Origin of the sequence: Pseudomonas sp. 1912-s (assembly GCF_029269205.1) — a bacterium.
In the GTDB taxonomy this organism is placed as follows: domain Bacteria; phylum Pseudomonadota; class Gammaproteobacteria; order Pseudomonadales; family Pseudomonadaceae; genus Aquipseudomonas.
The window spans coordinates 46,395-71,287 of sequence record NZ_JARIXR010000017.1; the positions used below are offsets into that span (position 1 = coordinate 46,395).

A 24,893-nucleotide genomic window follows, 5' to 3' on the forward strand; every position below is an offset into this window, starting at 1 on the left:
TGCCAGCGATGGCGTCCGCAAGATCACTGCCTCATTCAGGAAACAATCGCCGGCAAGCCGGCTCCTACAGGTAACTGCGCCGCCCCACATTGGTGCATTCAATTTTTCATGCCCGCTTTCGGGCATTTCCTACCGACGCAACTTCTTAATCTCACCTTTTAAAACGACCATTCGGAACTATGGTGCAGAAATTGCTACTTGAGTCAGGTCTGACACCGTTCAGTAACAGTCCTAACCGCGCCACAAGCGCTTATCTTGGTTTCCAGGGATTACATAATGAAAAAAGCATTGCTGACCCTTTCTGCACTGGCTCTGTGCATGGCCGCCGGTTCCGCGTTGGCCAAGGAATACAAGGAATTGCGTTTTGGTGTCGATCCGTCCTACGCCCCGTTTGAGTCAAAAGCCGCTGACGGCAGCCTGGTGGGCTTCGATATCGACCTGGGCAATGCCATCTGTGCCGAGCTGAAGGTCAAGTGCAAATGGGTCGAAAGTGATTTCGACGGCATGATTCCAGGCCTCAATGCCAACAAGTTTGATGGCGTGATTTCGTCCATGACGGTCACCACAGCCCGTGAAAAGGCGATCGACTTCTCCAACGAGCTGTTCTCCGGCCCTACATCCCTGGTGTTCAAAAAAGGCGCGAACTACTCCACGCCTGAGTCCCTGAAGGGCAAAAGCGTGGGCTACGAGCAAGGCACCATCCAGGAAGCCTACGCCAAGGCCGTACTGGACAAGGCCGGTGTGACCACCAAGGCCTACGCCAACCAGGACCAGGTGTATGCCGACCTGACGTCCGGCCGTCTGGACGCTTCCGTACAGGACATGCTGCAAGCCGAACTGGGCTTTTTGAAGTCGCCAGCCGGTGCTGACTACGAAGTCAGCAAGGCCATCGACGACCCACTGCTGCCCTCCAAAACTGCGGTCGGTATCAAAAAAGGTAACAAAGACCTCAAGGCCTTGTTGGATAAAGGTATCAAAGCGTTACACGATGATGGCACCTACGCCACCATCCAGAAGAAACACTTTGGCGATCTGAACCTGTACAGCGGCAAATAATGCCTGGGGCGCCCTTCCTCTGGAGGGGCGCTTTTTTATCGCCATAGGTCCTGATTTATGTTCGAAGATCTTTTGCAAACCCTGGGGCTCAGTGCCTTCAGCTTGAAGGGTTTCGGCCCGCTGTTGCTGCAAGGCACCTGGATGACCATCAAGTTGTCGGTGTTTTCCCTGGCCGTCAGCGTGTTGCTGGGCTTGCTCGGGGCTACCGCCAAACTGTCCAGCCTGCCGTTCCTGCGGATTCCCGCGCAGATCTACACCACCTTGATTCGCGGCGTGCCCGACCTGGTGCTGATGCTACTGATTTTCTACAGCCTGCAAATCTGGCTGACCGGCTTTACCGACTTTATGGAATGGGACTACATCGAGATCGACCCATTCAGCGCCGGGGTCATCACCCTGGGCTTTATCTACGGTGCGTATTTCACCGAGACCTTTCGCGGCGCGATCCTCGCCGTGCCCCGTGGCCAATTGGAGGCTGCCACGGCCTACGGGCTCACGCGCGGCCAGCGGTTTCGCTTCGTGACCTTCCCGCAGATGATGCGTTTCGCCCTGCCGGGCATCGGCAATAACTGGATGGTGATGCTCAAGGCCACGGCACTGGTGTCGATCATCGGCCTGGCCGACCTGGTCAAAGCCGCGCAGGATGCCGGCAAGAGTACTTATCAACTGTTCTATTTCCTGGTGATCGCCGCGTTTATCTACCTGTTGATCACCAGCGCGTCCAACTTCGTCCTGCGCCGCCTCGAACGGCGCTACTCCGCAGGCTCCCGGGAGGCAGTGCGATGATCGAACTGATTCAACAATACTGGCGCCCCTTCCTTTATAGCGACGGCCAGCACATTACCGGGCTGGCCATGACGATGTGGCTGCTCAGCGCCTCGATCTTCATCGGCTTCTTGGTATCGATCCCGCTGTCCATTGCCCGGGTGTCGCGCAATCGCTGGGTACGCTGGCCGGTGCAGTTCTACACCTACCTGTTTCGCGGCACGCCGCTGTATATCCAGTTGCTGATTTGCTACACCGGGATCTACAGCATCGCGGCGGTTCGCGCGCAGCCGGTGCTGGACGCGTTCTTTCGTGATGCGATGAACTGCACGATTCTCGCCTTCGCCCTCAACACCTGCGCCTACACCACGGAGATTTTCGCCGGGGCGATCCGCAGCATGGCCCATGGTGAAGTCGAAGCGGCGAAAGCCTACGGCCTGAGCGGCTGGAAGTTGTACGCCTACGTGATCATGCCGTCGGCCCTGCGTCGCTCGCTGCCGTACTACAGTAATGAAGTCATCCTGATGCTGCACTCGACGACGGTGGCCTTCACCGCGACGATCCCGGATATCCTGAAAGTCGCCCGGGACGCCAACTCGGCCACCTACATGACGTTTCAATCATTCGGTATCGCTGCGCTGATCTACCTGACCGTGACCTTTGCCCTGGTCGGTCTGTTTCGTCTGGCGGAGCGCCGCTGGCTGGCCTTTCTCGGGCCCAGCCACTAAGGAGCCTTCATGCGTCATCAGATTCATCCACTTGTGGCGCCGGTGCCGGGCACGGCGCGACAGATCCACAGTTTTCACTTCGGGCCGGAACAGGCTGAAGGCAAGATCTACATCCAGTCGTCGCTGCATGCCGACGAATTGCCGGGCATGCTGGTGGCCTGGCATCTCAAGGCGCGCCTGACACAACTGGCCGCCGCCGGCCGCCTGCGCAGCGAGATCGTGCTGGTACCCATCGCCAACCCGACCGGCCTGGAACAGGTGTTGATGGACATCCCCCTGGGCCGCTATGAGCTGGAAAGCGGGCAGAACTTCAATCGCCTGTTTGTCGACCTGAGCGAGGACGTGGGTAATCAGGTCGAAGAGCTGCTGGGGGATGATCCACAGCACAATGTCGAGCTGATCCGCGATGCCCTGACCCTGGCCCTTGCGGCGCAAACGCCGGCCACGCAACTGGAATCCCAGCGCCTGGCACTGCAACGCCTGGCGTGTGATGCCGACATGGTGCTGGACCTGCACTGCGACTTCGAAGCCGTGGCGCACCTGTACACCACCCCCGAGGCCTGGCCCCGGGTGGAGCCGTTGGCGCGCTATATCGGGTCGGAAGCCAGCCTGTTGGCCACCGACTCCGGCGGGCAGTCGTTCGATGAGTGTTTCACCCTGGTGTGGTGGCAATTGCAGCAGCGGTTTGGCGAGCGCTTCCCGATCCCGATGGGCAGTTTTTCGGTGACCGTCGAGTTGCGCGGCCAGGGCGACGTCAACCACGGCCTGGCCAGCCTCGACTGCCAGGCGATCATCGATTACCTGATTCACTTCGGCGCGATCAGCGGCGAGCCTGCACCGCTGCCGGAACTGCCCTACCCCGCCACACCGCTGGCGGGCGTCGAGCCGGTGACCACGCCCATGGGCGGCTTGCTGGTGTTCAGCGCCCTGCCTGGGGAATACGTGGAGGCCGGGCAACTGATCGCCGAAATCATCGACCCCATTTCTGACCGCGTAACGCCGGTGCATTGCCGCAATGCCGGCCTGCTCTACGCCCGTTCGCTGCGGCGCATGGCCACTGCCGGGATGGTCATCGCCCATGTCGCAGGCCTTGAAGCCTATCGCAGCGGCTACCTACTTTCGCCTTGAGGATGCATGCCCCATGTACAAATTGACCGTTGAAGGCCTGCATAAAAGCTATGGCGACAATGAGGTGCTCAAAGGTGTCTCGCTCAAGGCCAAGACCGGTGATGTGATCAGCTTGATCGGCGCCAGCGGCTCGGGCAAAAGCACCTTTTTGCGCTGCATCAACTTTCTGGAACAGCCGAACGATGGGGCCATGACGCTGGATGGCCAGCAGATTCGTATGGTGAGCGACCGCCATGGGATGCGCGTGGCGGATGACGCTGAGTTGCAGCGCCTGCGTACGCGGTTGGCGATGGTGTTTCAGCATTTCAACTTGTGGAGCCACATGAGTGTGCTGGAGAACATCACCATGGCTCCGCGCCGGGTACTGGGTTGCAGCAAGAAGGACGCCGAGGACCGGGCTCGTCGTTACCTGGACAAGGTTGGGCTGCCGGCGCGGGTGGCGGGTCAATACCCGGCGTTTCTGTCGGGTGGCCAGCAACAGCGGGTAGCGATTGCCCGGGCGCTGGCGATGGAGCCGGAGGTGATGCTGTTTGACGAGCCGACTTCGGCGCTGGACCCGGAATTGGTGGGTGAGGTGTTGAAGGTGATCCAGGGTTTGGCTGAGGAAGGCCGGACGATGATCATGGTGACCCATGAGATGAGCTTTGCCCGAAAGGTGTCGAGCCAGGTGCTGTTTTTGCACAAGGGGTTGGTGGAGGAACAGGGTGCGCCGGAGGATGTGCTGGGTAATCCGAAGAGCGAGCGGTTGCAGCAGTTTTTGAGTGGGAATTTGAAGTAGGGTTGGGGGCATATCCGTTATTTCGGTAACGGCCGCTTAGGGTTCCGCTCTTACAGCGGCTCACTTTTGAACAGCGCAAAAGTAAGCAAAACGCTCTTGCCCCACCACTCGGCACCTCGCTAAGGCTCGGTGTGCCCGCACTCCGGCATTACTACGCGGGCCGCCGCGACGGGGCGTCCCTGCCCCGTCGCGGCTAAACCGGCGTCCTGCCGGTTTACCCGCTCCGTACTACCTGCGTTCGGCCAGCGTGGTTTAACGGGGCGCCTAAGATCAAGATCAAAAGCAGATCAACAGCACAGCGGCCTACAGGCCGGCTTGAGTGGTGTGAAGCAAAGGCAACATCAAGATCAAAATCCACAGCGGGCACGGTCAAATGTGGGAGCTGGCTTGCCTGCGATCGCATCAACTGGATGTACCTGAAAGACCGAGTTGTCTGCATCGCAGGCAAGCCAGCTCCCACAGAAAAGCAGAGCTGCATCCGTTTCAGATTTGGCTTTCGCTCTGGCTTTTGATCTGGCTTCTACCACTCAAGCCGGCCGGTAGGCCGCTGTGCTCTTGCTTTTGATCTTGATCTTGCTCTGACTGCCCCATTCAGCCCGAGGCCGAACGCAGGTGGTGCGGAGCGGGTAAACCGGCAGGACGCCGGTTTAGCCGCGCTGGGCCAGGGATGGCCCATCGCGGCGGCCCGCGGAGCATCGCCGGAGTGAGGGAACGCCGAGCCCTAGCGAGGCGCCGACAGGCGGGGCAGAGCGTTTTGGTTACTTTGCCGCTTTTGCAAAGTGACTCGCTGTAAGAGCGAAACCATAAGCGGCCGTTACCGCAGCAACGGATATGCCCCCAACATTCGTTAAACCTTTCCCCCCCAACAAAGGTCTCTGAAATACCCCCCCAGAGCCCCAAGCATGGCCAAATCCAGCAACTTCGCCAAAGACTGGTTCACCGCCAAAAACTGGAAACCGTTCGCCTTCCAGAAAGACGTATGGCACGCAGTCAAGGAAGGCCAGTCGGGACTGCTCCACGCCAGCACCGGCGCCGGGAAAACCTACGCACTGTGGTTCGCCGCCCTCAACCGCCTCGCCATCACCGAAACCACTCCACGCAAACGCAAAGCCCCCGCCGAACCGCTGACGGTCCTGTGGATAACCCCCATGCGCGCCCTGGCCGCCGACACCGCCCGTGCCCTGGAAGCACCGCTCCAACCCCTGAACATCCCCTGGACCGTCGGCCTGCGCACCGGCGACACCAGCAGCAGCGAACGCGCCCGACAAAGCCGCCGCCTGCCCAGCACCCTGATCACCACCCCGGAAAGCCTCACGCTGATGCTCGCCCGCGCCGACAGCGAGGTCAGCCTGTCCCATCTGCGCATGGTGGTAGTGGACGAATGGCACGAACTGATCGGCAACAAACGCGGCGTGCAACTACAACTCGCCCTCGCCCGCCTGCGGCAATGGCATCCCGAACTGATTGTGTGGGGCATTTCCGCAACCCTGGGTAACCAGGCCCACGCGCTGGAGGTGTTGATCCCACAGGGCGGCGGGATCAACGTGCAGGGGCAAACCACCAAGCGGTTGCAGGTCGATACGCTGTTGCCACCGGTGATCGAGCGATTTCCCTGGGCCGGCCATATCGGCCTGAAGATGCTGCCGCAAGTGGTGGCCGAGGTCGACGCCAGCAGCAGTTGCCTGGTGTTTACCAACACCCGCGCGCAATCGGAAATCTGGTACCAGGCGTTGCTCGACGCTCGTCCCGACTGGGCCGGGTTGATTGCCCTGCACCATGGTTCGCTGTCCCGTGAAACCCGGGACTGGGTGGAGCGCGCCTTGAAGGACGGTCAACTGAAGGCGGTGGTGTGTACGTCGAGCCTGGACCTGGGGGTGGATTTTCTGCCGGTGGAACGGGTGCTGCAGATTGGCTCGGCCAAGGGCGTGGCGCGCCTGATGCAGCGCGCCGGGCGCTCCGGCCATGCGCCAGGCCGGCCGTCACGGGTCACGCTGGTGCCAACCCACAGCCTGGAGCTGGTGGAGGCCGCTGCCGCGCAGGACGCCATCGCTGAACGACGTATCGAGGCCCGCCAGTCGCCGCACAAGCCTTTGGATGTGCTGGTGCAGCACCTGGTGAGCATGGCTCTGGGCGGCGGCTTTGTGCCGGCTGAGCTGCTGGCGGAGGTGCGTACCGCTTGGGCCTATCGCGACCTGAGCGACGAGGATTGGGCCTGGGCCCTGGGTTTCGTGCGCCATGGCGGGCTGTCGCTGACGGCCTACCCGGATTACCGTCGGGTCGAGCCGGACGAGCACGGCATCTGGCGCGTCCCCGATGCGCGGCTGGCGCGGCGCCATCGCATGAGTGTGGGGACGATCGTCAGCGATGCCAGCATCCAGTTGAAATTCTGGAGCAAGGGCGGCGGTGGCAAGACCCTGGGCAGTGTCGAGGAAGGTTTTATTGCGCGGTTGAAGCCGGGGGATGGCTTCCTGTTCGCCGGGCGCTTGCTGGAATTGGTGCGGGTGGAAAACATGACCGCTTATGTGAAGCGCAGTACCGCGAAAAAAGCTGCCGTACCGCGCTGGAACGGCGGGCGCATGCCACTTTCCAACGAGCTGGCCCAGGCAGTGGTCGAGCGCTTTGATGCGGCCGCCCACGGGCATTTCCTCGGCCCGGAGATGCAGGCGGTGCAACCGTTGCTGGAAACCCAGCTGCGCTGGTCGGGCCTGCCGACCCGTGAACATTTGCTGGCCGAGGCGCTCAAGTCCCGGGAAGGCTGGCACCTGTTTCTGTATCCGTTCGCCGGTCGCCAGGTGCATCTGGGGTTGGCGAGCCTGCTGGCCTGGCGAGTTAGCAGGCAGCAGGCGGTGACGTTTTCGATTGCGGTCAATGACTATGGGCTGGAGTTGCTGAGCGCGACCGAGGTGGATTGGCCTGCGTTATTGAGCGGGGAATTGCTGAGTGCGGATCATCTGCTGGATGACGTGGCAGCCAGCCTGAATGCCGGTGAACTGGCGCTGCGACGCTTTCGCGAGATCGCGCGCATCGCCGGGCTGGTATTTGCCGGCTATCCCGGGGCACCGAAAAGTACCCGCCAGGTCCAGGCGTCCAGCGGTTTGTTCTTTGAAGTGTTCAAGCAATACGATCCGCAGAACCTGTTGCTGACCCAAGCCGGGGAAGAAGTCCTGCGCGAAGAGCTGGATATTCGTCGGCTGGAAGAGACGTTGCGCCACTTGTCGGGGTTGAAACTGGACCTGCATCCAATCAAACGGCCTACGCCACTGGCCTTTCCACTGCTGGTGGAGCGTTTTCGGGAAAGCCTCAGCTCGGAAAAACTCTCGGAGCGTATTGCACGGATGGTCAAGGACCTGGAAAAAGTCGCCGATAACGGGAAGCACTGATGCCCGCTCATTACCCGCTACATCTGGCAGGCGAAGCGCTGTGGTTGCTGGCGGACAAGGCAGTCTATTGGCCCGCGAGAAAGTGCCTGCTGATCGCCGATGCGCACTTTGGCAAGGCGTCGGCCTATCGCAGCCTGGGCCAGCCGGTGCCGCAGGGCACGACGACGGACAATCTGCAACGCCTGGACCGGCTGTTGGCAGCCTATCCGTGCGAGCAGGTAGTCTTTCTCGGCGACTTTCTCCACGGGCCCGGCTCTCACGCCAGCGGCACCCTGAACGCCCTGAGAGCCTGGCGGGAGCGTCATTCAGCTCTGGCGCTGACGCTGATTCGGGGTAACCACGACAAGCGTGCTGGCGACCCGCCTGGCGATCTGAACATTGAGGTGGTAACCGAACCCCTGCTGATGGGGCCGTTTGCGTTGCAGCACGAACCGGACGCTCATGCCAGCCACCACGTACTGGCCGGGCACGTACACCCGGTGTATCGCCTGCGGGGCAAGGGTCGGCAAAGCTTGCGCCTGCCGTGCTTCCGGCTCGGAACCCGGGTCAGCCTTTTGCCGGCGTTCGGCGCATTTACCGGGGGTTATTCAGTCACCCTGGAAGAAGGCAGCCAGGTCTTTGTGGTCGGCGACCATGAAGTATGGCCAGTGCGTTGAGCCACTGACCATCGGGCACGGCTGCAGGAAATCAGGCCACTGGGGCGGGAGGCGGTTCGTCAGGGAGGGTGGGCTCACCGGGTTCTTCAGGCTGGTTGGGCCAGGGATCATCGGGGCCGGGCTGGCCGGGAATGCCGCCAGCGGCGGGATCGGCCATCAGGGACCAGGCCATGACACCAATCTGATTGGGTTCAAGCCGGGCGAGTTCGGCGCTGATTCGCGGATCGAGCTTCATAAGGGACTCCTCAAGCGTGGCCCGGCGCGTTGTGCACGCGTCGGGGCAGTACACCCAATAGAGTGCCTGCCCGCTGACAAATTCCCTTAGCCTGTAAGACGATTCGATCAGGTGCGTGGGAGAGTGACGCCGCGCTGGCCCTGATACTTGCCGCCACGGTCTTTATAGGACACTTCGCACTCTTCGTCGGATTCGAAGAACAGCATCTGTGCCACGCCTTCGTTGGCGTAGATTTTTGCCGGCAAGGTGGTGGTGTTGGAGAATTCCAGGGTCACGTGCCCTTCCCATTCCGGCTCCAGCGGCGTCACGTTGACGATGATGCCGCAGCGCGCGTAGGTGCTTTTGCCCAGGCAGATGGTCAGGACGTTGCGCGGGATGCGGAAGAACTCGACGGTGCGCGCCAGGGCAAAGGAGTTTGGCGGAATGATGCAAACGTCGCTTTTAACGTCGACAAAGCTTTTTTCGTCGAAGTTTTTCGGATCGACGGTCGCCGAGTTGATGTTGGTGAACACCTTGAACTCATCGGCGCAGCGCACATCGTAGCCGTAGCTGGAAACCCCGAACGAGATCAGCCGCTCAGCGCCTTCACCGCGCATCTGGCGCTCCACGAAGGGCTCGATCATGCCGTGCTCTTGCGCCATGCGGCGAATCCACTTGTCCGATTTGATGCTCATGGCGGGTGTCCTGAATAGCGAGGTGAAAAAATTCTGTTGGGCATCTTACCGGGGCTGGCCCCGTGGTTCAAAGGGGCGACTGTTTTTCTTGGTGCCGCGCAGCCCCTGCTGGGCGGGGCGCACCTTCAATTGCGGGGCGTTGGTGCGGTATAAGGCTGCCGCCAGTCACGAAAATAGAGAAACCTTCGGAAATACCATTGGCACGTTCCGGAAAAAGGGTTAAGGTGGCGCCACTGTGCTGCTTGTGTCACTGAGAATCTCTACACGATATGTTGAATTTCGATCCAACCATCTCCAAGAATTTTTCCTGCTCTTTGCACTCAGTCTCGGCCAGGGCTTTTCCTGAGTCGCAGTTAACTTTGTCCAAGGAGATACACCATGTCTAATCGCCAAACTGGTACCGTTAAGTGGTTCAACGATGAAAAAGGCTTCGGCTTCATCACTCCACAATCCGGTGACGACCTGTTCGTTCACTTCAAAGCTATCCAATCCGACGGCTTCAAAAGCCTGAAAGAAGGCCAACAGGTTTCTTTCATCGCTACCCGCGGTCAGAAAGGCATGCAAGCTGAAGAAGTTCAAGTTATCTAACTTGTACTGATTTAGTCGAAAAGCCCCGCCCTTAAAAGCGGGGCTTTTTTGTGCCTGCTCGTTTCCACGCACCGCATGGGAATGATCGCTACGCACAAAAAAATGTGGGAGCGGGCTTGCTCGCGAATGCGCCGGATCAGTCAGTACATCTGTCGACTGACACTGCGCATTCGCGAGCAAGCCCGCTCCCACATTCCGTCTTGCGTCGTTTACTGGAACAACGACTCACTCGACAGGCCATTCTTCTCCAGGATCTCGCGCAAGCGCTTGAGGCCCTCTACCTGGATCTGCCGCACCCGCTCGCGGGTCAGGCCAATCTCCAGGCCAACATCTTCAAGGGTGCTGCTTTCGTGGCCGCGCAGCCCGAAGCGGCGAATCACCACCTCACGCTGTTTGTCCGTCAGCTCCGAAAGCCACTGGTCGATGCTTTGCGACAGATCGTCGTCCTGCAGCAACTCACAAGGGTCCGTAGGACGATCATCGGTCAGGGTGTCCAGCAGGGTTTTATCCGAATCCGGACCCAGCGAGACATCGACTGAAGACACCCGCTCATTGAGACCGAGCATACGCTTGACCTCTCCCACCGGTTTTTCCAGCAGGTTGGCGATTTCTTCAGGCGAGGGTTCATGATCGAGTTTTTGTGTCAGCTCACGCGCCGCCCGCAGGTAGACGTTGAGCTCCTTGACCACATGGATCGGCAGCCGGATCGTTCGGGTCTGATTCATGATCGCCCGTTCGATGGTTTGACGAATCCACCAGGTGGCATAGGTTGAAAAGCGGAAACCCCGCTCAGGATCGAACTTCTCCACCGCCCGGATCAGGCCGAGATTGCCTTCCTCGATCAAGTCCAACAGGGACAGCCCACGATTGACGTAGCGTCGGGCGATTTTCACCACCAGCCGCAGGTTGCTTTCAATCATGCGCTTGCGCCCAGCCGGATCGCCCTTTTGCGACAAGCGCGCAAAATGGACTTCTTCTTCGGGAGTGAGCAGAGGGGAAAAGCCGATTTCATTGAGGTACAGCTGAGTCGCATCGAGCGCCCGTGTGTAATCAATGTATTTGTGTTGCTTTAACGCGGAGGAGTTTTTGGACTTGGTGCGAACTGAAGGTACAGCAGGTCCCTCATTCGACATCGATTCCGTATCGATGACAGTCTCCATAAGGAGAACCTCATCGTCGATGTCAAACTCCGGCGCTTCTTTACTGAGAGCCATTGTTATAGTCCTTTGGTGAGTTCGACCTCAAGCTCAAGCGACGCCTTTATCCTTGGCAACGCTGGAGCCTGTTCCTTCTACGTGAGGGAACAGGCTGGCAACACATCAACGACGGGGTAGGAATTGCAGCGGATCAACAGGCTTCCCTTGGCGGCGAATCTCAAAGTGCAGTTTCACCCGGTCTGTACCAGTTGACCCCATTTCGGCAATTGTCTGTCCGACTTTGACCTGCTGCCCCTCCCGAACCAACAGCCTGCGGTTATGACCGTAGGCACTGACGTAGGTATCGCTGTGTTTGATGATGACCAGCTCGCCGTAGCCCCGTAAACCACTCCCGGCGTACACCACTGTCCCATCAGACGCAGCTAAAACAGGCTGTCCCAAATCTCCGGCGATATCAATGCCTTTATTCAAACTACCGTTTGAAGAGAATTTTCCAATAAGGATGCCGTTTGAAGGCCATCCCCAACCGGTCGGTGCCGGCCCCGCAGGCGGCAGTGGCGCAGGTGCCGGTTTGCTCGCAACGCCAGGCGCAGCGGTGCCTGCAGGCCGGGTGATGATCGTCGTCTTGCTCGAAGAAGACGGCGACGAAGCCGTATTTGTGACCACGGCGGTCGGTGCTGAACCGGTTCGCCCGTCGAAACGGATGGTCTGGCCCGGATGTATCGTATACGGCACAGGAATATTGTTACGAGCTGCGAGCGCCTTGTAATCCCACCCATAACGGAAGGCAATCGAGAACATCGTATCGCCCTTGCGGACGACGTATTGCCCGGTGGTCACGGTAGGTTTTTGCGGTGCCGCATTATTGCGGTCGACCACTCGGGCACCACCGGATGGCGTGCTTGAGCAAGCCGCCAGCAAGGAACTCAAGACAAGGCCAATCACCAGTCGCTGAAAGCTTGTTTGACTCATACGCTGTGCAATGACCGTGAGACTCACCCGCCGCTCCCTTTGTGGTGGCTGACTATGAACGCCTGTATCAGGCTTGAAATATGACGCAAGTATAACTGGCCGTTGGGTTTTTACTGGAAACACGATTCTAAAGAAATTTTCATCGTGTTTAATTGCAACGGCTAATCAGGTTGACTCTATAGACCCCGCTGTAAGACACATACCCGGCAATAGAATTCAGTACGCAGGAATAATTGATCAGGCCAGCGGACCGTTAAGCAGCGGGACGAAGCGCACGGCACCGAGCACGTGCCGGGAAAAGCCTTCTTCCTCGCGAATGATCAACATTAATTGTTGCACTTCGCCGGAGCCCACCGGGATCACCAGGCGCCCGCCGGGGGCCAGTTGATCGAGCAAGGCCTGGGGCACGTCGGTCGCCACGGCGGTGACGATGATGCCGTTATACGGCGCCAGTGCCGGCCAGCCTTCCCAGCCATCGCCCCAGCGGAACACCACGTTGCGCAGGTTCAACTCCACCAGGCGTTCCTTGGCCCGGTCCTGCAGCACCTTGATGCGTTCGACGGAAAACACCCGCTCCACCAGTTGCGACAACACAGCCGTCTGGTAGCCGGAGCCGGTGCCGATTTCCAGCACCTTGTCCAGCGGGCCCGCCGCCAGCAGCAACTCACTCATCCGCGCCACCATATAAGGCTGGGAGATGGTCTGGTTGTGGCCGATCGGCAGCGCCGTGTCTTCATAGGCGCGGTGAGCCAGGGCTTCATCGACAAACAGATGCCGCGGGGTACGCCGGATGACTTCCAGCACCTGGGCGTTGGACAGCCCCTCTTCGTAGAGGCGCTGGATCAAACGCTCACGGGTGCGCTGGGAAGTCATCCCGATGCCCCGGCGCAGCAGGTCGTCTTGTTCACGAGCCATCAGCGCAGCCCCTCCAGCCAGCCATCGAGGTTACTGAAGGCATCACTGAAGGTGCGATCGAGTTGCAACGGGGTAATCGAGACATAACCTTGCATCACCGCATGAAAGTCCGTGCCCTCGCCACCGTCCTCGGCATCGCCGGCGGCGGCGATCCAATAACCTTCCTTGCCACGCGGGTCGACCACCTTCATCGGCGCTGCCGCGCGGGAGCGGTGGCCCAGGCGAGTCAGCTGGATGCCGCGAATGTGGTCGAGGGGCAGATTGGGGATATTGACGTTGAGCACCGTACGCGGCGGCAACACCAGGGAGTCATGGGCTTCCACCAGCTTGCGGGCGAAATACGCCGCGGTCGCCAGGTTGTCCAATTGACGGGAGGCAAACGAAAAGGCGAACGAGGTCCGCCCAAGGAAGCGCCCTTCAAGGGCAGCTGCCACGGTGCCGGAATACAGCACGTCATCCCCCAGGTTGGCCCCCAGGTTGATCCCGGAAACCACCAGGTCCGGTTCGCGGTCCAGCAGGCTGTTGATTGCCAGGTGCACGCAATCCGTCGGCGTGCCGTTCACGCTGATAAAGCCGTTGGGCAACGTCTGTACGTGCAAAGGACGGTCGAGCGTCAGCGAGCTGCTGGCGCCGCTTTTGTCCTGGTCCGGGGCAACCACCACGCACTCGGCGTAATCCGCCAGCGCAGCATGAAGCGCGGCAAGGCCGGGTGCGGTGACCCCGTCGTCGTTAGATATCAGAATACGCATGGGCTGTCCGTCTGCCCCACCGGCACCAGATCTACAAGCTCGCGCACCAATACAGTAGCGAAGCATCCAGCCGGCAGGACGAATTCCAATTGCAGAATGTCAGACTCGGGATAATGCCACGTCAACCCGCCAATGGGCAGTCGAAGAATGCGACGTTCCTGGGTCATGCCGGCATTCACCAGCCAATCCCGCAGGTCGGCTTCACCATCGGCGATCGCCTGCTCCAACGCAAAGGTTGCCCCCGACGCCGGCGAATCCCCTTCACCCCATTGGGGGCCGGTGGGATGCAGGTCGAGAATGGCCAGGCGCGGGTCGCTGCATTCCGCCTCCCCCGCCGGGAAAAAGCTGCGGCTGTCGGTAAACGCCAGCAAGTCGCCAACCTGGGCGCGCTGCCAGGAACCGTCGGCCACCCGGGCCGCCAACACTTTGTTGAATAGAAAGCTGCGCGCCGTCGAGAGCAGGCGCGAACGCACATTGCGCTGCTCCGGCAAGGCCTTGCGCGCGGCCCAGTCGCGGGCATCAACGACGTTGCCGCCGTTATGACCGAAACGCTGGGCGCCAAAATAGTTGGGGATGCCTTGCCTGGCGATCAGTTGCAGGCGCGCGTCGATGGCCGCGGCATCGCCGGCAAACTGGGTCAGGCGCAAGGTGAAGCCGTTGGCCGAATGGGCACCGCGCTGCAGCTTGCGCTTGTGGCGGCCGGTCTTGAGGATCTTCAGGGTCTCGTTTTCCGCCCCGCTCAGGTCCGGATCCGCCTTGCCCGGCAACTGCACGCTGAACCACTGGCGGGTCAGCGCCTGGCGATCCTTCAGCCCGGCGTAGCTGACGGTGCGCAATGGCACGCCCGCCGCCTTGGCAATCCGCCGCGCCGCTTCCTCGGTATTCAGGCCGCGCTTTTCCACCCACAACCACAGGTGTTCACCTTCGCCGCTCAGCGGGATGTCCAGCACTTCATCCACCTGGAAGTCTTCGGCGGTGGCCTTCAGAACAGCGCTGCCCAAGGCCTCGCCATAGGCCCGCGGGCCCAGCAGTTGCAGATCATTCATGCGCGCAGCAACAAGGCAACGGAGTGCACGGCAATGCCCTCTTCGCGACCGGTAAACCCGAGCTTTTCGGTGGTGGTGGCTTTTACGTTCACTTGATCCAACTCAACTTGGAGATCCGCGGCAATCAGCGCGCGCATCGATTCGATATGCGGGGCCATTTTCGGCGCCTGGGCAACGATGGTGTTGTCGACGTTGCCGACTTTCCAGCCCTTGGCGTGGATCAAACCGACCACATGACGCAGCAGCACGCGGCTGTCCGCGCCCTTGAACGTCGGGTCGGTGTCCGGAAAATGCTTGCCGATGTCGCCCAACGCAGCCGCGCCGAGCAAGGCATCGCTCAAGGCATGCAGCACCACGTCGCCGTCGGAATGAGCCAGCAACCCATGGTGGTGTGCGATCCGCACGCCGCCCAGGGTGATGAAATCGCCTTCGGCGAAACGGTGCACATCATAGCCGTGGCCAATACGCATAAAAAAACGCCCCGATTTAATTCAGGGCGTGATTCTACCTACTTTTGCTTCACATTAACCGAGCAAAGCGCGTGCGTGATGGCGTAAATGGTCTTCGATAAAGCTGGCGATAAAGAAGTAGCTGTGGTCATAACCCGGTTGCAGGCGCAGCTCCAGCGGATGGTTGGCCGCCTTGGCCGCTTGCTGCAAGGCTTGCGGCTTGAGCTGCACGGCGAGGAAATCGTCGCGATCGCCCTGGTCCACCAGCAATGGCAGCTTTTCCGAGGCCTCGCTGATCAACACGCAGGCATCCCATTCGCGCCACTTCGAGCGCTCTTCGCCGAGGTAGCGAGAGAAAGCCTTCTGGCCCCACGGGCAATCCATCGGGTTGTTGATCGGCGAGAACGCCGACACCGACTGATAACGCCCCGGGTTGCGCAAGGCACAGACCAGCGCGCCGTGACCGCCCATGGAGTGGCCGCTGATCCCGCGTTTGGCCGAGGCCGGGAAATGCGCCTCGACCAAAGCCGGCAATTCCTGCACCACGTAGTCATGCATCCGATAGTGCTGGGCCCAGGGTTCCTGGGTGGCGTTCAGGTAGAAGCCGGCGCCGAGGCCAAAGTCCCACGCGTTGTCCGGGTCACCCGGCACACCAGGCCCGCGCGGGCTGGTGTCCGGCGCCACGATGATCAACCCCAGTTCGGCCGCCATGCGCTGGGCGCCGGCCTTCTGCATGAAGTTCTCATCGGTGCAGGTCAGCCCCGACAGCCAGTACAGCACCGGCAGTTTTCCGCCCTGCTCCGCTTGCGGCGGCAGGTACACGGCGAAGGTCATGTCGCAACCGAGCACATCGGAATGATGCTTGTAGCGTTTATGCCAGCCGCCGAAGCTTTTCTGGCATGACAGGTTTTCCAGACTCATGGCCGACCTCAGAAGTGAATGACGGTACGAATGCTCTTGCCTTCATGCATCAGGTCAAACGCCTTGTTGATATCTTCCAGGCCCATGGTGTGGGTGATGAAGGTATCCAGCGGGATTTCGCCTGTCTGGGCCATTTCCACGTAGCTTGGCAGTTCGCTGCGGCCGCGCACGCCACCAAACGCCGAACCGCGCCAGACACGACCGGTCACCAACTGAAACGGACGGGTGGCGATTTCCTGGCCGGCACCGGCCACGCCGATGATCACCGACTCGCCCCAACCCTTGTGGCAGCACTCCAGGGCCGCACGCATCAGCTGGACATTGCCGATGCACTCGAAGGAAAAGTCCACGCCGCCGTCGGTCAGGTCGACGATCACGTCCTGGATCGGGCGATCGTAGTCTTTCGGGTTGATGCAGTCGGTAGCGCCCAATTGCTTGGCGATTTCAAACTTGGCCGGGTTGATGTCGATGGCAATGATGCGGCCGGCCTTGGCTTTTACCGCGCCGATCACCGCCGACAGGCCGATACCGCCCAGGCCGAAGATGGCCACGGTGTCGCCCGGCTTGACCTTGGCGGTGTTGATCACCGCACCAATGCCGGTGGTGACGCCGCAACCCAGCAGGCAGACTTTTTCCAAGGGCGCTTCTTTAGGAATCTTGGCCACGGAGATTTCCGGCAGCACGGTGTATTCGGAGAAAGTCGAGGTGCCCATGTAGTGGAAAATCGGCTGGCCCTTGTAGGAAAAGCGCGAAGTGCCGTCTGGCATCAGGCCTTTGCCCTGGGTGGCGCGAATGGCCTGGCAGAGGTTGGTTTTGCCCGACAGGCAGAATTTGCACTTGCCGCATTCCGGGGTGTACAGCGGGATCACGTGGTCGCCCACCGCCACCGAGGTCACGCCTTCGCCGATGGCTTCCACCACCGCACCGCCTTCGTGGCCGAGGATCGACGGGAAGATGCCTTCCGGGTCTGCGCCCGACAGGGTGTAGGCGTCGGTATGGCACACACCGGAGGCCACCACCCGCAGCAGCACTTCGCCAGCCTTGGGCATGGCGACATCCACTTCAACGATCTCAAGGGGCTTCTTGGCTTCGAAGGCTACGGCCGCGCGGGACTTGATCATCCGGTTTCTCCATGGGATTAAAAACGTAAGACCGGCAGTGTAAAACATGACTGATTGATTAATAATCCAGGCGAAAGCAAAACATTATTGCTGTGCAGGGATAATTACCATGCTGGAAAACCGCTGGGAAGGCATCGACGAATTTGTCGCCGTGGCTGAATGCTGCCAGTTCACGGCGGCGGCGGAGCGGCTCGGGGTCTCGTCCTCGCATATCAGCCGTCAGGTGGCGCGGCTGGAAGAGCGCCTGCAAACGCGGTTGCTGTACCGCAGCACCCGGCGGGTGACACTGACGGAGGCCGGCCAGACCTTTTTGCAACACTGCCAACGCCTGCAGGATGGGCGCGAAGAGGCGCTGCGCGCGGTGGGCGACCTGGCCAGCGAGCCCAAGGGCATGCTGCGCATGACCTGCGCGGTGGCGTATGGCGAACGGTTTATCGTGCCGCTGGTGACCCGCTTCATGGGGTTGTATCCGCAGTTGCGGGTGGACGTGGAACTGAGTAACCGCCCGTTGGATCTGGTGCATGAGGGCCTGGACCTGGCCATTCGCCTGGGGCGCCTTTCCGACTCTCGCATGGTCGCCAGTCGCCTGGCGCCACGGCGCATGTACCTGTGTGCATCGCCTTCCTACCTTGAACGGTATGGCCGCCCACACAGCTTGTCGGAATTGAGCCGGCACAACTGCCTGATCGGCAGTTCCGATATCTGGCAACTGGAGCAGGACGGGCGGGAATTTTCCCAACGCGTACAGGGCAATTGGCGCTGCAACAGTGGGCAGGCAGTGCTGGACGCCGCACTCCAGGGCGTCGGGCTGTGTCAGTTGCCCGACTACTACGTGCTGGAACATCTCAAAAGTGGTGCCCTGGTGTCATTGCTTGAGGCTCACCAGCCGCCGAATACTGCGGTTTGGGCGCTCTACCCGCAACAACGCCACCTCTCGCCAAAGGTACGCAAGCTGGTGGACTTCCTCAAAGAGGGGCTGGCCCAGAATGCGGTCTACACCGCCATATAAATAACGCCTGGCCATCCCTCGCTTGCCTGCAAATACACGCAATTTCCATTGCGTGAAGGCAAGCAGATGACCACCCACACCCCACAGATCCATCGCACCAATCACTTTATCCGCAAGGTCCTGGCCGATTTCCCGGTGCCCGGCGAGATCGCTGCCCGGTTGATTCGCGAGCACGCCCAACCGTTCTGCAACGAAGAACTGGAGCCTGACACCACGCTGCTGACCACCCTCGAATACAACACCGACAACCCCGACGCGCCCTTCACCGGCGCCATCGTCCAGTCGATGACCTTGACCGAAGCGATGATCGCCAACGCCCCCGAGGCGCCCGGCGGCCTGGTCAACATCACGGGCTTCTCCATGACCGCGCCGTATTTCACCATCGTCCCCGAGTTGCCGCGCCTGATGGATAACCGCATCCCGGCAATGTTCAACGAAGAGTTCATCGCGGCCGGCTGGATTCCCCCACGGCGCTATGAAGCGATTTACCTGCGCAGCGATCCACAGGCGTACGGGCCAAGCACCCAATTGAACATCTCGCCGCAAACCTTTCGCAGCGCCGTGCGATCAAGCAATTTCGAACAGGTTTACAACGAGGCCATCACGGCGTTCTGGGACAAGCACCAGGAGAACTACAAAACCCTGATGCGCATGGCCTTCATCGAAGGCTATTTGAATCAATTCGAAGAATTCACCCTGACCGATGAAGAGCGCCAGCTGGCGGCGCGGGCAGCGGGCGTCGGCATCAACAAGGACTTCAGCAACTTGTCCCTGGAAGACCTGCAGGCGCCCTACGTCCTGGATAAAAATCTTTCTCTGCGTTTGCTGCGCATCCACAACAGCGAAGCCACCGACATTCTCACCATCACAGACAACCAGAGCCAGATCACCCTGCTCTACATTCCGGGCAACTCGTCACCCTTCCACGGGTTTATCAACCCGACCTCCATGCGCGCGTGGCTGGTGGACATGGCCAAGACGGCCACTCAACGCAAAGCCCTGACCAACCATTTCGAACCCGAAACGGTCGACTCCGGCTTGATCTACAGCGGGGTCGAGGAAGCCCTGGTGGGAATGTCGGCCTTTCCCGGCCCGGCCCCGAAATCCGGCCTGTTCAACAGCCTGCTGCCAAACGCCTATTGGGACCCGGAGCAATACCTCAACAACGCCATGTACCCGGCGCTGAGCGGCAATCCTTTCGACTATATAACCCGACAGGTGAAAGCACGTATCAGCAGGCTGATGGCGAGCACCATCGTTTCGCCGCTCGATACCCACAAGACAGATACCCTCGACACCCTGGAAAAAGGCTGCCTGCTGGCGATCCCCCTGGCCCTTGCCATGAGGTCGGCCCTGCTTGCGGAGTTTTGCTTCCTGACCCAAGGCCTCACCGAGATGGCGATGGGTACCGACGACGTACTCAGAGGCAAACCCAAGGGCACGGAACGGATTATCTTCGGCGCCCTGAATGCTATGCCCGTGGCGATCCATGGCATCGGCAGCCAGGCCGCCGTCACCCTCAACGGCTTGCGCAGCCAATTGGGCAAGGCGGTCCGGCAGGCGAGCGGCAACATCAAGGTCAGCATCGTTTCCAGCCGTTCGACGTCGGTCCAAGACCAAGGCCGAATACTGAGTACACGGCCCCGCCCCGCGGGTTTGCAAACCGTGAAGTTACTTGGCGAATCGTTTATTACGTACATGACCCCCGACGAGAGCGGTTTTTTCGAACTGTTCGTGAATGATCCGGCAACCCCCTTGAAAATCTACGCCACCGGGCTCTACGCCATACAAAGCCCCGATCTGAAATGGCGGATAGCGGGGCTGAACGGGGGCGGCGCCTTTCGCAACGGCTGGCAGCGCATATACCGCTTTTTTGGAGGCCCGGCCCATTCAAGTTTATTCAATGCCTATGAAATGCCGACTACGCTGCGCGAAACCCTCTCGGGAATGATGAGCGACCACAGTTCGTTTTCCGAAGACTTCGAGCCCCTTGGAAGCCGGCAGCAATCGCTCAGGGACACCCGAAATCTGTTCTTTGAAAAAAGAAACAAATTGGCCGCTGACTCGACGACCTTTTTTAACCACCGCACCTTTCACCACGTACAACCGGTGCTACCAACCTTCAGCCTCGACGAATCCCAAACCGGCATCATCCACAAACTTTTCAGCGCCAGCGACGGACTGGTGCTGGGCGAAAGCCACGAGGCGCTGTCGAGCAAGGCTTTTCTGATGGACAACATGCAGGCGCTGGCGCGAGAAGGGGTGAAGCGGATCTATCTTGAGCACCTGTTGACCGATGTTCATACCCCGCTGATCAAGCTGTTCTACCGCTCCAGGACAGCAAGCATGTCCGATGAATTGAGAAGTTACTTGAGAGGTATCTACCCACCCCGGAGCGATAGCCACTACTCGTTTCAGAATGTCCTGATCAAAGCCCGGGAGGCCGGGATCAAGATCCAGCCCATCGACTGCACCGCCAGCTACATGATCAGGGACATGGCGGACGTCAACGGCACCCTTCGCCAACGCATGATGAATTTCTACGCGACCGAGGTGATTCAGTGGGTCCAGACCACCAAGAGCCATCCCGGGAAATGGGTCGCGCTGGTCGGTGACAGCCACACCAACACTTACCGGGGCATCCCCGGCCTGGCCGAGCTGACGGGCAGTATCAGCCTGCGGATAGAGGACGCACGCGTCGGGCAGCGACTGGGGATCGAAGCAGATCCTGGACGAACCTCCAGCATGGGAATAGGCAAGGGAGATGCGACGGTCAAGGCCGACTTTGTATTACGGGTTGATCCCGCTTCATTGCAAAAAACGGCACCGGTGCTTCCCGGCCCATCCCACAGCCTGGCCGCCAAATCGCCGCAGACACAACTGAACAAACCCGGCCAGTTCCTGCTATCGGCGGCCACGCCCACCACCACGGCGCAGATTCTCTACCGGTCACGGCGAGGCAATGTCCAAACCATTGAGGTCAATCAAACCGGCGCACTGTTTTCCATCACCGCACCGGGTTGGTCAATCGACCAGAAACCCTTCAACAGCCTGCAGGCCTTGGTGGATGCGCTGAAAACCAGGCCCGGCGTTGAGCAGGTGCCCGACTGAATCAAACGGACTGGCTGGCCCGACGCTGGCGCAGCCATTCGAGGTCTTCCGGGCGGGTGACCTTGATATTGTCGGAACGGCCTTCGATCAGGCGCGGTGCGTGCCCGGCCCATTCCATTGCGGAGGCTTCGTCGGTGATGACCACGTCCGAAACCAGGCTGTCGGCGAGGGCCCGGTGCAGCGCGCCCAGGCGAAACATCTGCGGCGTGTAGGCTTGCCAGATCTCGCTGCGGTCAACGGTTTCCAGTACCCGGCCATGCTTGTCGGCGCGCTTGAGGGTATCTCGCGCCGGCACCGCCAGCAGCCCGCCGACGGTATCGTTGGCCAGCTCAAAAAGCAGCTTGTCGAGGTCGTCGCGGTTGAGGTTGGGCCGGGCCGCATCGTGCACCAGCACCCAGTCATCATCGCCGGCGCCCTGGCCATGCAAGTACAGCAAGGCGTTAAGCACTGAACCCGAGCGCTCTTCGCCGCCGTCCACACGCACGATGCGCGGGTCGGTGGCGCAGGCCAGGGTTGGCCAGTAAGGGTCATCAACAGCAACGCTGACCACCAGCCCCTTGAGGTCCGGGTGGTCGAGGAAACAGCCAAGGCTGTGTTCGAGAATAGTGCGCCCGCCCAGTTGCAGATACTGCTTGGGACGGTCCGCGGCCATACGGGCACCTACGCCCGCGGCAGGAATCACGGCCCAGAAGGCCGGTGACGAGCTGCTCATTGGGCCAACTGGTAGAGGGTTTCGCCCTCCTTGACCATGCCCAACTCATGACGAGCCCGTTCTTCAACGGTCTCCATGCCTTTTTTCAATTCAAGCACTTCGGCATCGAGCACGCGATTGCGCTCCAGCAGCACCTCGTTTTCGGCGTGCTGTGCAGCAATTTGCTGGGTCAGTTCGGTGACCTGCGCCAAGCTGCCATTCCCCACCCAAAGGCGGTACTGCAGGCCAGCCAGCAGCAAGAGCAAGACGAGGAACAACCAATTGGGACTGCGCATCGAATATCGGGTATCCAGTGAAAAAAGACAGCCATGCAAAACTTTTGCAGCAACTGATAGCACGAAGCCTGGAAAAACCAGGCTTGTGCTTGTTAGTCATGAGATTAGCGTCGAAATTCACGCTGTCGTGATTTTTCCGACGTAATCCGCTGACCTTTTACCATTTAACAATCAGCCGCGAAACTCGCTGCGACCGTTGTATTTGGCTTTGCCGCCCAGTTGCTCTTCGATACGCAGCAATTGGTTGTACTTGGAAACGCGATCGGAACGGCACAGGGAACCGGTCTTGATCTGCCCGGCCGAAGTGCCCACGGCCAGGTCGGCAATGGTCGAATCTTCGGTTTCGCCGGAGCGGTGGGAGATCACGGCGGTGTAGCCCGCAGCCTTGGCCATCTGGATGGCTTCCAGGGTTTCGGTCAGGGTGCCGATCTGGTTGAACTTGATCAGGATCGAGTTGGCGATCTTTTTGTCGATGCCTTCTTTCAGGATCTTGGTGTTGGTGACGAACAGGTCGTCGCCCACCAGTTGGATTTTCTCGCCGATTTTATCGGTGAGGACCTTCCAGCCGGCCCAGTCGGACTCGTCCAGGCCGTCTTCGATCGAGATGATCGGGTAGCGCTCGGTCAGCCCCTTGAGGTAGTCGGCAAAACCTTCGGAGGTGAACACGTGGCCTTCACCGGACAGGTTGTACTTGCCGTCTTCGTAGAATTCGCTGGCCGCGCAGTCCAGGGCCAGGGTCACGTCGGTGCCCAGCTTGTAGCCAGCGTTGGCCACGGCTTCGGAGATCACTTTCAGTGCATCTTCGTTGGACGCCAGGTTCGGCGCGAAGCCCCCTTCGTCACCCACTGCAGTGCTCAGGCCACGGGCCTTCAGCACAGCCTTGAGGTGGTGGAAAATCTCGGTGCCCATGCGCAGGCCTTCGGAGAAGGTCTTGGCGCCAACCGGCTGCACCATGAATTCCTGGATGTCGACGTTGTTATCAGCGTGCTCGCCACCGTTGATGATGTTCATCATCGGCACCGGCATCGAGTAGACACCCGGGGTGCCGTTCAGGTTGGCGATGTGGGCGTACAGCGGCAGGTCCTGGTCCTGTGCAGCGGCCTTGGCAGCAGCCAGGGACACGGCGAGGATGGCGTTGGCGCCCAGGCTGCCTTTGTTTTCGGTACCGTCGAGCTTGATCATCGCGTGATCGAGGGCTTTCTGGTCAAGCGGGTCCTTGCCCAGCAGCAGGTCACGGATCGGGCCATTGATGTTGGCGACCGCCTTGAGTACACCCTTGCCCAGGTAACGGCTCTTGTCGCCATCACGCAGTTCCAGCGCTTCGCGGGAACCTGTGGAAGCACCGGACGGCGCGCAGGCGCTGCCGATGATGCCGTTATCGAGAAGCACGTCGGCTTCGACGGTAGGGTTGCCACGGGAGTCGAGAACTTCACGACCTTTGATGTCGACGATTTTTGCCATTGTTGTAAACACTCCAAAGTTGACGAAAACGACGCAGCTGAAGGAAATCTTTTGACCGACCGCAAGGGTGGAACAACGGGCAGGCTTGCAGGCGACAAGGCTCAGGCCCGCGGGCCTGAGCGTAAAGCGAGGGAAAGTCTACCGGAGAAATGGCGCTTACGCGGTCTCTACCGTCGGAAAACTCTTGACCAGGTCGTCCAACTGCTTCAACTGGGCCAGGAAGGGCTCCAGCTTGTCCAGGCGCAGGGCGCATGGGCCGTCGCACTTGGCGTTGTCCGGGTCCGGGTGGGCTTCCAGGAACAAACCTGCCAGGGACTGGCTGATGCCGGCCTTGGCCAGGTCCAGTACCTGGGCACGTCGCCCGCCAGCGGAATCGGCGCGACCACCGGGCATTTGCAGCGCGTGGGTCACGTCGAAGAACACCGGGTATTCGAACTGTTTCATGATGCCGAAACCGAGCATATCCACCACGAGGTTGTTGTAGCCGAAGCTCGAACCCCGCTCGCAGAGGATCAACTGGTCGTTACCCGCTTCCACGCACTTGTTCAGGATGTGTTTCATTTCCTGGGGGGCGAGGAACTGGGCTTTCTTGATATTGATCACAGCGCCGGTCTTGGCCATGGCGACCACGAGGTCGGTCTGGCGCGACAGGAAGGCCGGCAACTGGATGATGTCGCACACCTCGGCGACCACGGCAGCCTGTTCCGGCTCGTGGACGTCGGTGATGATCGGCACGCCGAAGGCTTGCTTGATGTCCTGGAAGATCCGCATGCCTTCTTCAAGGCCCGGGCCGCGGTAGGAGGTCACGGACGAACGGTTGGCCTTGTCGAAACTGGCCTTGAACACGTAAGGGATACCGAGTTTCTCGGTCACCTTCACGTACTCTTCACAGACCTGCATCGCCATGTCGCGGCTTTCCAGCACGTTCATGCCGCCGAACAGCACCATGGGCTTGTCGTTGGCAATCTCGATGTCGCCTACGCGAATGATCTTCTGGGCCATCAGGT

24 protein-coding genes are annotated in these 24,893 nt (G+C 60.2%); 10 read left to right on the forward strand and 14 right to left on the reverse strand.

The features are described 5' to 3' along the window. Nucleotides 1-276: 276 nt before the first annotated feature. The 7 genes from P3C29_RS20590 (at nucleotide 277) to pdeM (ending at nucleotide 8,491) form a co-directional block, all read left to right on the forward strand. On the forward strand, nucleotides 277-1,056 hold the full coding sequence (locus P3C29_RS20590) for a transporter substrate-binding domain-containing protein (RefSeq protein ID WP_010176727.1): 780 nt from the start codon (nucleotides 277-279) through the stop codon (nucleotides 1,054-1,056). 57 nt (nucleotides 1,057-1,113) lie between these two features. Further along, on the forward strand, nucleotides 1,114-1,842 hold the full coding sequence (locus P3C29_RS20595; protein ID WP_010176728.1) for an ABC transporter permease: 729 nt from the start codon (nucleotides 1,114-1,116) through the stop codon (nucleotides 1,840-1,842). Further along, nucleotides 1,839-2,549 carry an ABC transporter permease gene (locus P3C29_RS20600; protein ID WP_003209532.1) on the forward strand — a complete coding sequence of 237 codons (711 nt, stop codon included), beginning with the start codon at nucleotides 1,839-1,841 and terminating at the stop codon, nucleotides 2,547-2,549. Before P3C29_RS20595 ends, P3C29_RS20600 begins: the two co-directional genes overlap by 4 nt. A 9-nt stretch (nucleotides 2,550-2,558) precedes the next feature. Continuing rightward, nucleotides 2,559-3,677, forward strand: coding sequence for a succinylglutamate desuccinylase/aspartoacylase family protein (locus tag P3C29_RS20605; RefSeq protein WP_275965312.1), 1,119 nt, complete (start codon nucleotides 2,559-2,561; stop codon nucleotides 3,675-3,677). Between the two features lie 13 nt (nucleotides 3,678-3,690). Then, nucleotides 3,691-4,455 (forward strand): ATP-binding cassette domain-containing protein, encoded by a 765-nt coding sequence (locus P3C29_RS20610; protein WP_003209529.1) that lies wholly within the window; start codon nucleotides 3,691-3,693, stop codon nucleotides 4,453-4,455. A gap of 902 nt (nucleotides 4,456-5,357) precedes the next feature. Beyond that, nucleotides 5,358-7,835: a ligase-associated DNA damage response DEXH box helicase gene (locus tag P3C29_RS20615; RefSeq protein WP_275965313.1), complete on the forward strand. Its 2,478-nt coding sequence runs from the start codon at nucleotides 5,358-5,360 to the stop codon at nucleotides 7,833-7,835. Further along, nucleotides 7,835-8,491: a ligase-associated DNA damage response endonuclease PdeM gene (pdeM, locus tag P3C29_RS20620; protein ID WP_275965314.1), complete on the forward strand. Its 657-nt coding sequence runs from the start codon at nucleotides 7,835-7,837 to the stop codon at nucleotides 8,489-8,491. Before P3C29_RS20615 ends, pdeM begins: the two co-directional genes overlap by 1 nt. Nucleotides 8,492-8,522: 31 nt before the next feature. Here the strand turns inward: pdeM and P3C29_RS20625 are convergent, their stop codons facing one another. Both P3C29_RS20625 and dcd read right to left on the reverse strand, forming a co-directional pair. Then, nucleotides 8,523-8,726, reverse strand: a complete 204-nt coding sequence (locus tag P3C29_RS20625) for a hypothetical protein (protein WP_003219272.1) — start codon at nucleotides 8,724-8,726, stop codon at nucleotides 8,523-8,525. Nucleotides 8,727-8,833: 107 nt separating this feature from the next. Continuing rightward, entirely contained in the window at nucleotides 8,834-9,400 is a 567-nt protein-coding gene (gene dcd, locus P3C29_RS20630) for a dCTP deaminase (protein WP_003219273.1), read from the reverse strand. A 378-nt stretch (nucleotides 9,401-9,778) separates the two neighbouring features. On the opposite strand from dcd, the gene P3C29_RS20635 reads away from it, so the two are divergent. Further along, complete coding sequence (locus P3C29_RS20635) at nucleotides 9,779-9,988, forward strand: cold-shock protein (protein ID WP_002554837.1); 210 nt, start codon at nucleotides 9,779-9,781, stop codon at nucleotides 9,986-9,988. A gap of 209 nt (nucleotides 9,989-10,197) precedes the next feature. On the opposite strand, the gene rpoS is transcribed toward P3C29_RS20635, so the two are convergent. From rpoS to P3C29_RS20675, 8 genes are all read right to left on the reverse strand, one after another. After that, a complete protein-coding gene (gene rpoS, locus P3C29_RS20640) occupies nucleotides 10,198-11,202 on the reverse strand; it encodes an RNA polymerase sigma factor RpoS (RefSeq protein WP_010176734.1) in 1,005 nt (334 codons plus the stop codon). A gap of 105 nt (nucleotides 11,203-11,307) precedes the next feature. Beyond that, entirely contained in the window at nucleotides 11,308-12,144 is an 837-nt protein-coding gene (locus P3C29_RS20645) for a peptidoglycan DD-metalloendopeptidase family protein (protein ID WP_201121566.1), read from the reverse strand. A gap of 210 nt (nucleotides 12,145-12,354) precedes the next feature. Continuing rightward, entirely contained in the window at nucleotides 12,355-12,990 is a 636-nt protein-coding gene (locus tag P3C29_RS20650; RefSeq protein WP_010176736.1) for a protein-L-isoaspartate(D-aspartate) O-methyltransferase, read from the reverse strand. 41 nt (nucleotides 12,991-13,031) lie between these two features. Continuing rightward, nucleotides 13,032-13,781, reverse strand: coding sequence for a 5'/3'-nucleotidase SurE (gene surE / locus P3C29_RS20655; protein ID WP_201121567.1), 750 nt, complete (start codon nucleotides 13,779-13,781; stop codon nucleotides 13,032-13,034). After that, nucleotides 13,769-14,827: a tRNA pseudouridine(13) synthase TruD gene (gene truD / locus P3C29_RS20660; protein ID WP_275965315.1), complete on the reverse strand. Its 1,059-nt coding sequence runs from the start codon at nucleotides 14,825-14,827 to the stop codon at nucleotides 13,769-13,771. Before truD ends, surE begins: the two co-directional genes overlap by 13 nt. Continuing rightward, nucleotides 14,824-15,297, reverse strand: coding sequence for a 2-C-methyl-D-erythritol 2,4-cyclodiphosphate synthase (gene ispF / locus P3C29_RS20665; protein WP_010176739.1), 474 nt, complete (start codon nucleotides 15,295-15,297; stop codon nucleotides 14,824-14,826). Before ispF ends, truD begins: the two co-directional genes overlap by 4 nt. A gap of 54 nt (nucleotides 15,298-15,351) precedes the next feature. After that, nucleotides 15,352-16,197: an S-formylglutathione hydrolase gene (gene fghA / locus P3C29_RS20670; RefSeq protein ID WP_177042047.1), complete on the reverse strand. Its 846-nt coding sequence runs from the start codon at nucleotides 16,195-16,197 to the stop codon at nucleotides 15,352-15,354. A gap of 8 nt (nucleotides 16,198-16,205) precedes the next feature. Beyond that, nucleotides 16,206-17,318 carry an S-(hydroxymethyl)glutathione dehydrogenase/class III alcohol dehydrogenase gene (locus P3C29_RS20675; protein ID WP_010176741.1) on the reverse strand — a complete coding sequence of 371 codons (1,113 nt, stop codon included), beginning with the start codon at nucleotides 17,316-17,318 and terminating at the stop codon, nucleotides 16,206-16,208. Between the two features lie 109 nt (nucleotides 17,319-17,427). Between P3C29_RS20675 and P3C29_RS20680 the strand changes: the two genes are divergently transcribed. Both P3C29_RS20680 and P3C29_RS20685 read left to right on the forward strand, forming a co-directional pair. Beyond that, nucleotides 17,428-18,327 carry a LysR substrate-binding domain-containing protein gene (locus P3C29_RS20680; protein ID WP_275965316.1) on the forward strand — a complete coding sequence of 300 codons (900 nt, stop codon included), beginning with the start codon at nucleotides 17,428-17,430 and terminating at the stop codon, nucleotides 18,325-18,327. 66 nt (nucleotides 18,328-18,393) lie between these two features. Continuing rightward, complete coding sequence (locus P3C29_RS20685) at nucleotides 18,394-21,438, forward strand: membrane-targeted effector domain-containing toxin (RefSeq protein WP_345952310.1); 3,045 nt, start codon at nucleotides 18,394-18,396, stop codon at nucleotides 21,436-21,438. 1 nt (nucleotide 21,439) lies between these two features. Here the strand turns inward: P3C29_RS20685 and ispD are convergent, their stop codons facing one another. From ispD to kdsA, 4 genes are all read right to left on the reverse strand, one after another. Beyond that, nucleotides 21,440-22,150, reverse strand: a complete 711-nt coding sequence (gene ispD, locus P3C29_RS20690; RefSeq protein WP_275965318.1) for a 2-C-methyl-D-erythritol 4-phosphate cytidylyltransferase — start codon at nucleotides 22,148-22,150, stop codon at nucleotides 21,440-21,442. Beyond that, nucleotides 22,147-22,425: a cell division protein FtsB gene (gene ftsB, locus P3C29_RS20695; protein WP_003219292.1), complete on the reverse strand. Its 279-nt coding sequence runs from the start codon at nucleotides 22,423-22,425 to the stop codon at nucleotides 22,147-22,149. The genes ispD and ftsB overlap by 4 nt, the downstream gene beginning before the upstream one ends. A 171-nt stretch (nucleotides 22,426-22,596) precedes the next feature. After that, nucleotides 22,597-23,886: a phosphopyruvate hydratase gene (eno, locus tag P3C29_RS20700; protein ID WP_003219294.1), complete on the reverse strand. Its 1,290-nt coding sequence runs from the start codon at nucleotides 23,884-23,886 to the stop codon at nucleotides 22,597-22,599. 156 nt (nucleotides 23,887-24,042) lie between these two features. Next, entirely contained in the window at nucleotides 24,043-24,888 is an 846-nt protein-coding gene (gene kdsA, locus P3C29_RS20705; protein WP_003219295.1) for a 3-deoxy-8-phosphooctulonate synthase, read from the reverse strand. Nucleotides 24,889-24,893: the final 5 nt, after the last annotated feature.

Excerpts from the sequence above, each read along its gene's own strand:
- truD (WP_275965315.1), bottom strand. The coding sequence starts at position 14,827 with ATGAATGATCTGCAACTGCTGGGCCCGCGGGCCTATGGCGAGGCCTTG.
- P3C29_RS20615 (WP_275965313.1), top strand. The coding sequence starts at position 5,358 with ATGGCCAAATCCAGCAACTTCGCCAAAGACTGGTTCACCGCCAAAAAC.
- ispD (WP_275965318.1), bottom strand. The coding sequence starts at position 22,150 with ATGAGCAGCTCGTCACCGGCCTTCTGGGCCGTGATTCCTGCCGCGGGC.
- P3C29_RS20610 (WP_003209529.1), top strand. The coding sequence starts at position 3,691 with ATGTACAAATTGACCGTTGAAGGCCTGCATAAAAGCTATGGCGACAAT.
- dcd (WP_003219273.1), bottom strand. The coding sequence starts at position 9,400 with ATGAGCATCAAATCGGACAAGTGGATTCGCCGCATGGCGCAAGAGCAC.
- fghA (WP_177042047.1), bottom strand. The coding sequence starts at position 16,197 with ATGAGTCTGGAAAACCTGTCATGCCAGAAAAGCTTCGGCGGCTGGCAT.
- eno (WP_003219294.1), bottom strand. The coding sequence starts at position 23,886 with ATGGCAAAAATCGTCGACATCAAAGGTCGTGAAGTTCTCGACTCCCGT.
- P3C29_RS20595 (WP_010176728.1), top strand. The coding sequence starts at position 1,114 with ATGTTCGAAGATCTTTTGCAAACCCTGGGGCTCAGTGCCTTCAGCTTG.
- P3C29_RS20635 (WP_002554837.1), top strand. The coding sequence starts at position 9,779 with ATGTCTAATCGCCAAACTGGTACCGTTAAGTGGTTCAACGATGAAAAA.
- P3C29_RS20680 (WP_275965316.1), top strand. The coding sequence starts at position 17,428 with ATGCTGGAAAACCGCTGGGAAGGCATCGACGAATTTGTCGCCGTGGCT.
- P3C29_RS20590 (WP_010176727.1), top strand. The coding sequence starts at position 277 with ATGAAAAAAGCATTGCTGACCCTTTCTGCACTGGCTCTGTGCATGGCC.
- P3C29_RS20685 (WP_345952310.1), top strand. The coding sequence starts at position 18,394 with ATGACCACCCACACCCCACAGATCCATCGCACCAATCACTTTATCCGC.
- ftsB (WP_003219292.1), bottom strand. The coding sequence starts at position 22,425 with ATGCGCAGTCCCAATTGGTTGTTCCTCGTCTTGCTCTTGCTGCTGGCT.
- rpoS (WP_010176734.1), bottom strand. The coding sequence starts at position 11,202 with ATGGCTCTCAGTAAAGAAGCGCCGGAGTTTGACATCGACGATGAGGTT.
- surE (WP_201121567.1), bottom strand. The coding sequence starts at position 13,781 with ATGCGTATTCTGATATCTAACGACGACGGGGTCACCGCACCCGGCCTT.
- P3C29_RS20650 (WP_010176736.1), bottom strand. The coding sequence starts at position 12,990 with ATGACTTCCCAGCGCACCCGTGAGCGTTTGATCCAGCGCCTCTACGAA.
- P3C29_RS20600 (WP_003209532.1), top strand. The coding sequence starts at position 1,839 with ATGATCGAACTGATTCAACAATACTGGCGCCCCTTCCTTTATAGCGAC.
- pdeM (WP_275965314.1), top strand. The coding sequence starts at position 7,835 with ATGCCCGCTCATTACCCGCTACATCTGGCAGGCGAAGCGCTGTGGTTG.
- ispF (WP_010176739.1), bottom strand. The coding sequence starts at position 15,297 with ATGCGTATTGGCCACGGCTATGATGTGCACCGTTTCGCCGAAGGCGAT.
- P3C29_RS20625 (WP_003219272.1), bottom strand. The coding sequence starts at position 8,726 with ATGAAGCTCGATCCGCGAATCAGCGCCGAACTCGCCCGGCTTGAACCC.
- kdsA (WP_003219295.1), bottom strand. The coding sequence starts at position 24,888 with ATGGCCCAGAAGATCATTCGCGTAGGCGACATCGAGATTGCCAACGAC.
- P3C29_RS20605 (WP_275965312.1), top strand. The coding sequence starts at position 2,559 with ATGCGTCATCAGATTCATCCACTTGTGGCGCCGGTGCCGGGCACGGCG.
- P3C29_RS20675 (WP_010176741.1), bottom strand. The coding sequence starts at position 17,318 with ATGATCAAGTCCCGCGCGGCCGTAGCCTTCGAAGCCAAGAAGCCCCTT.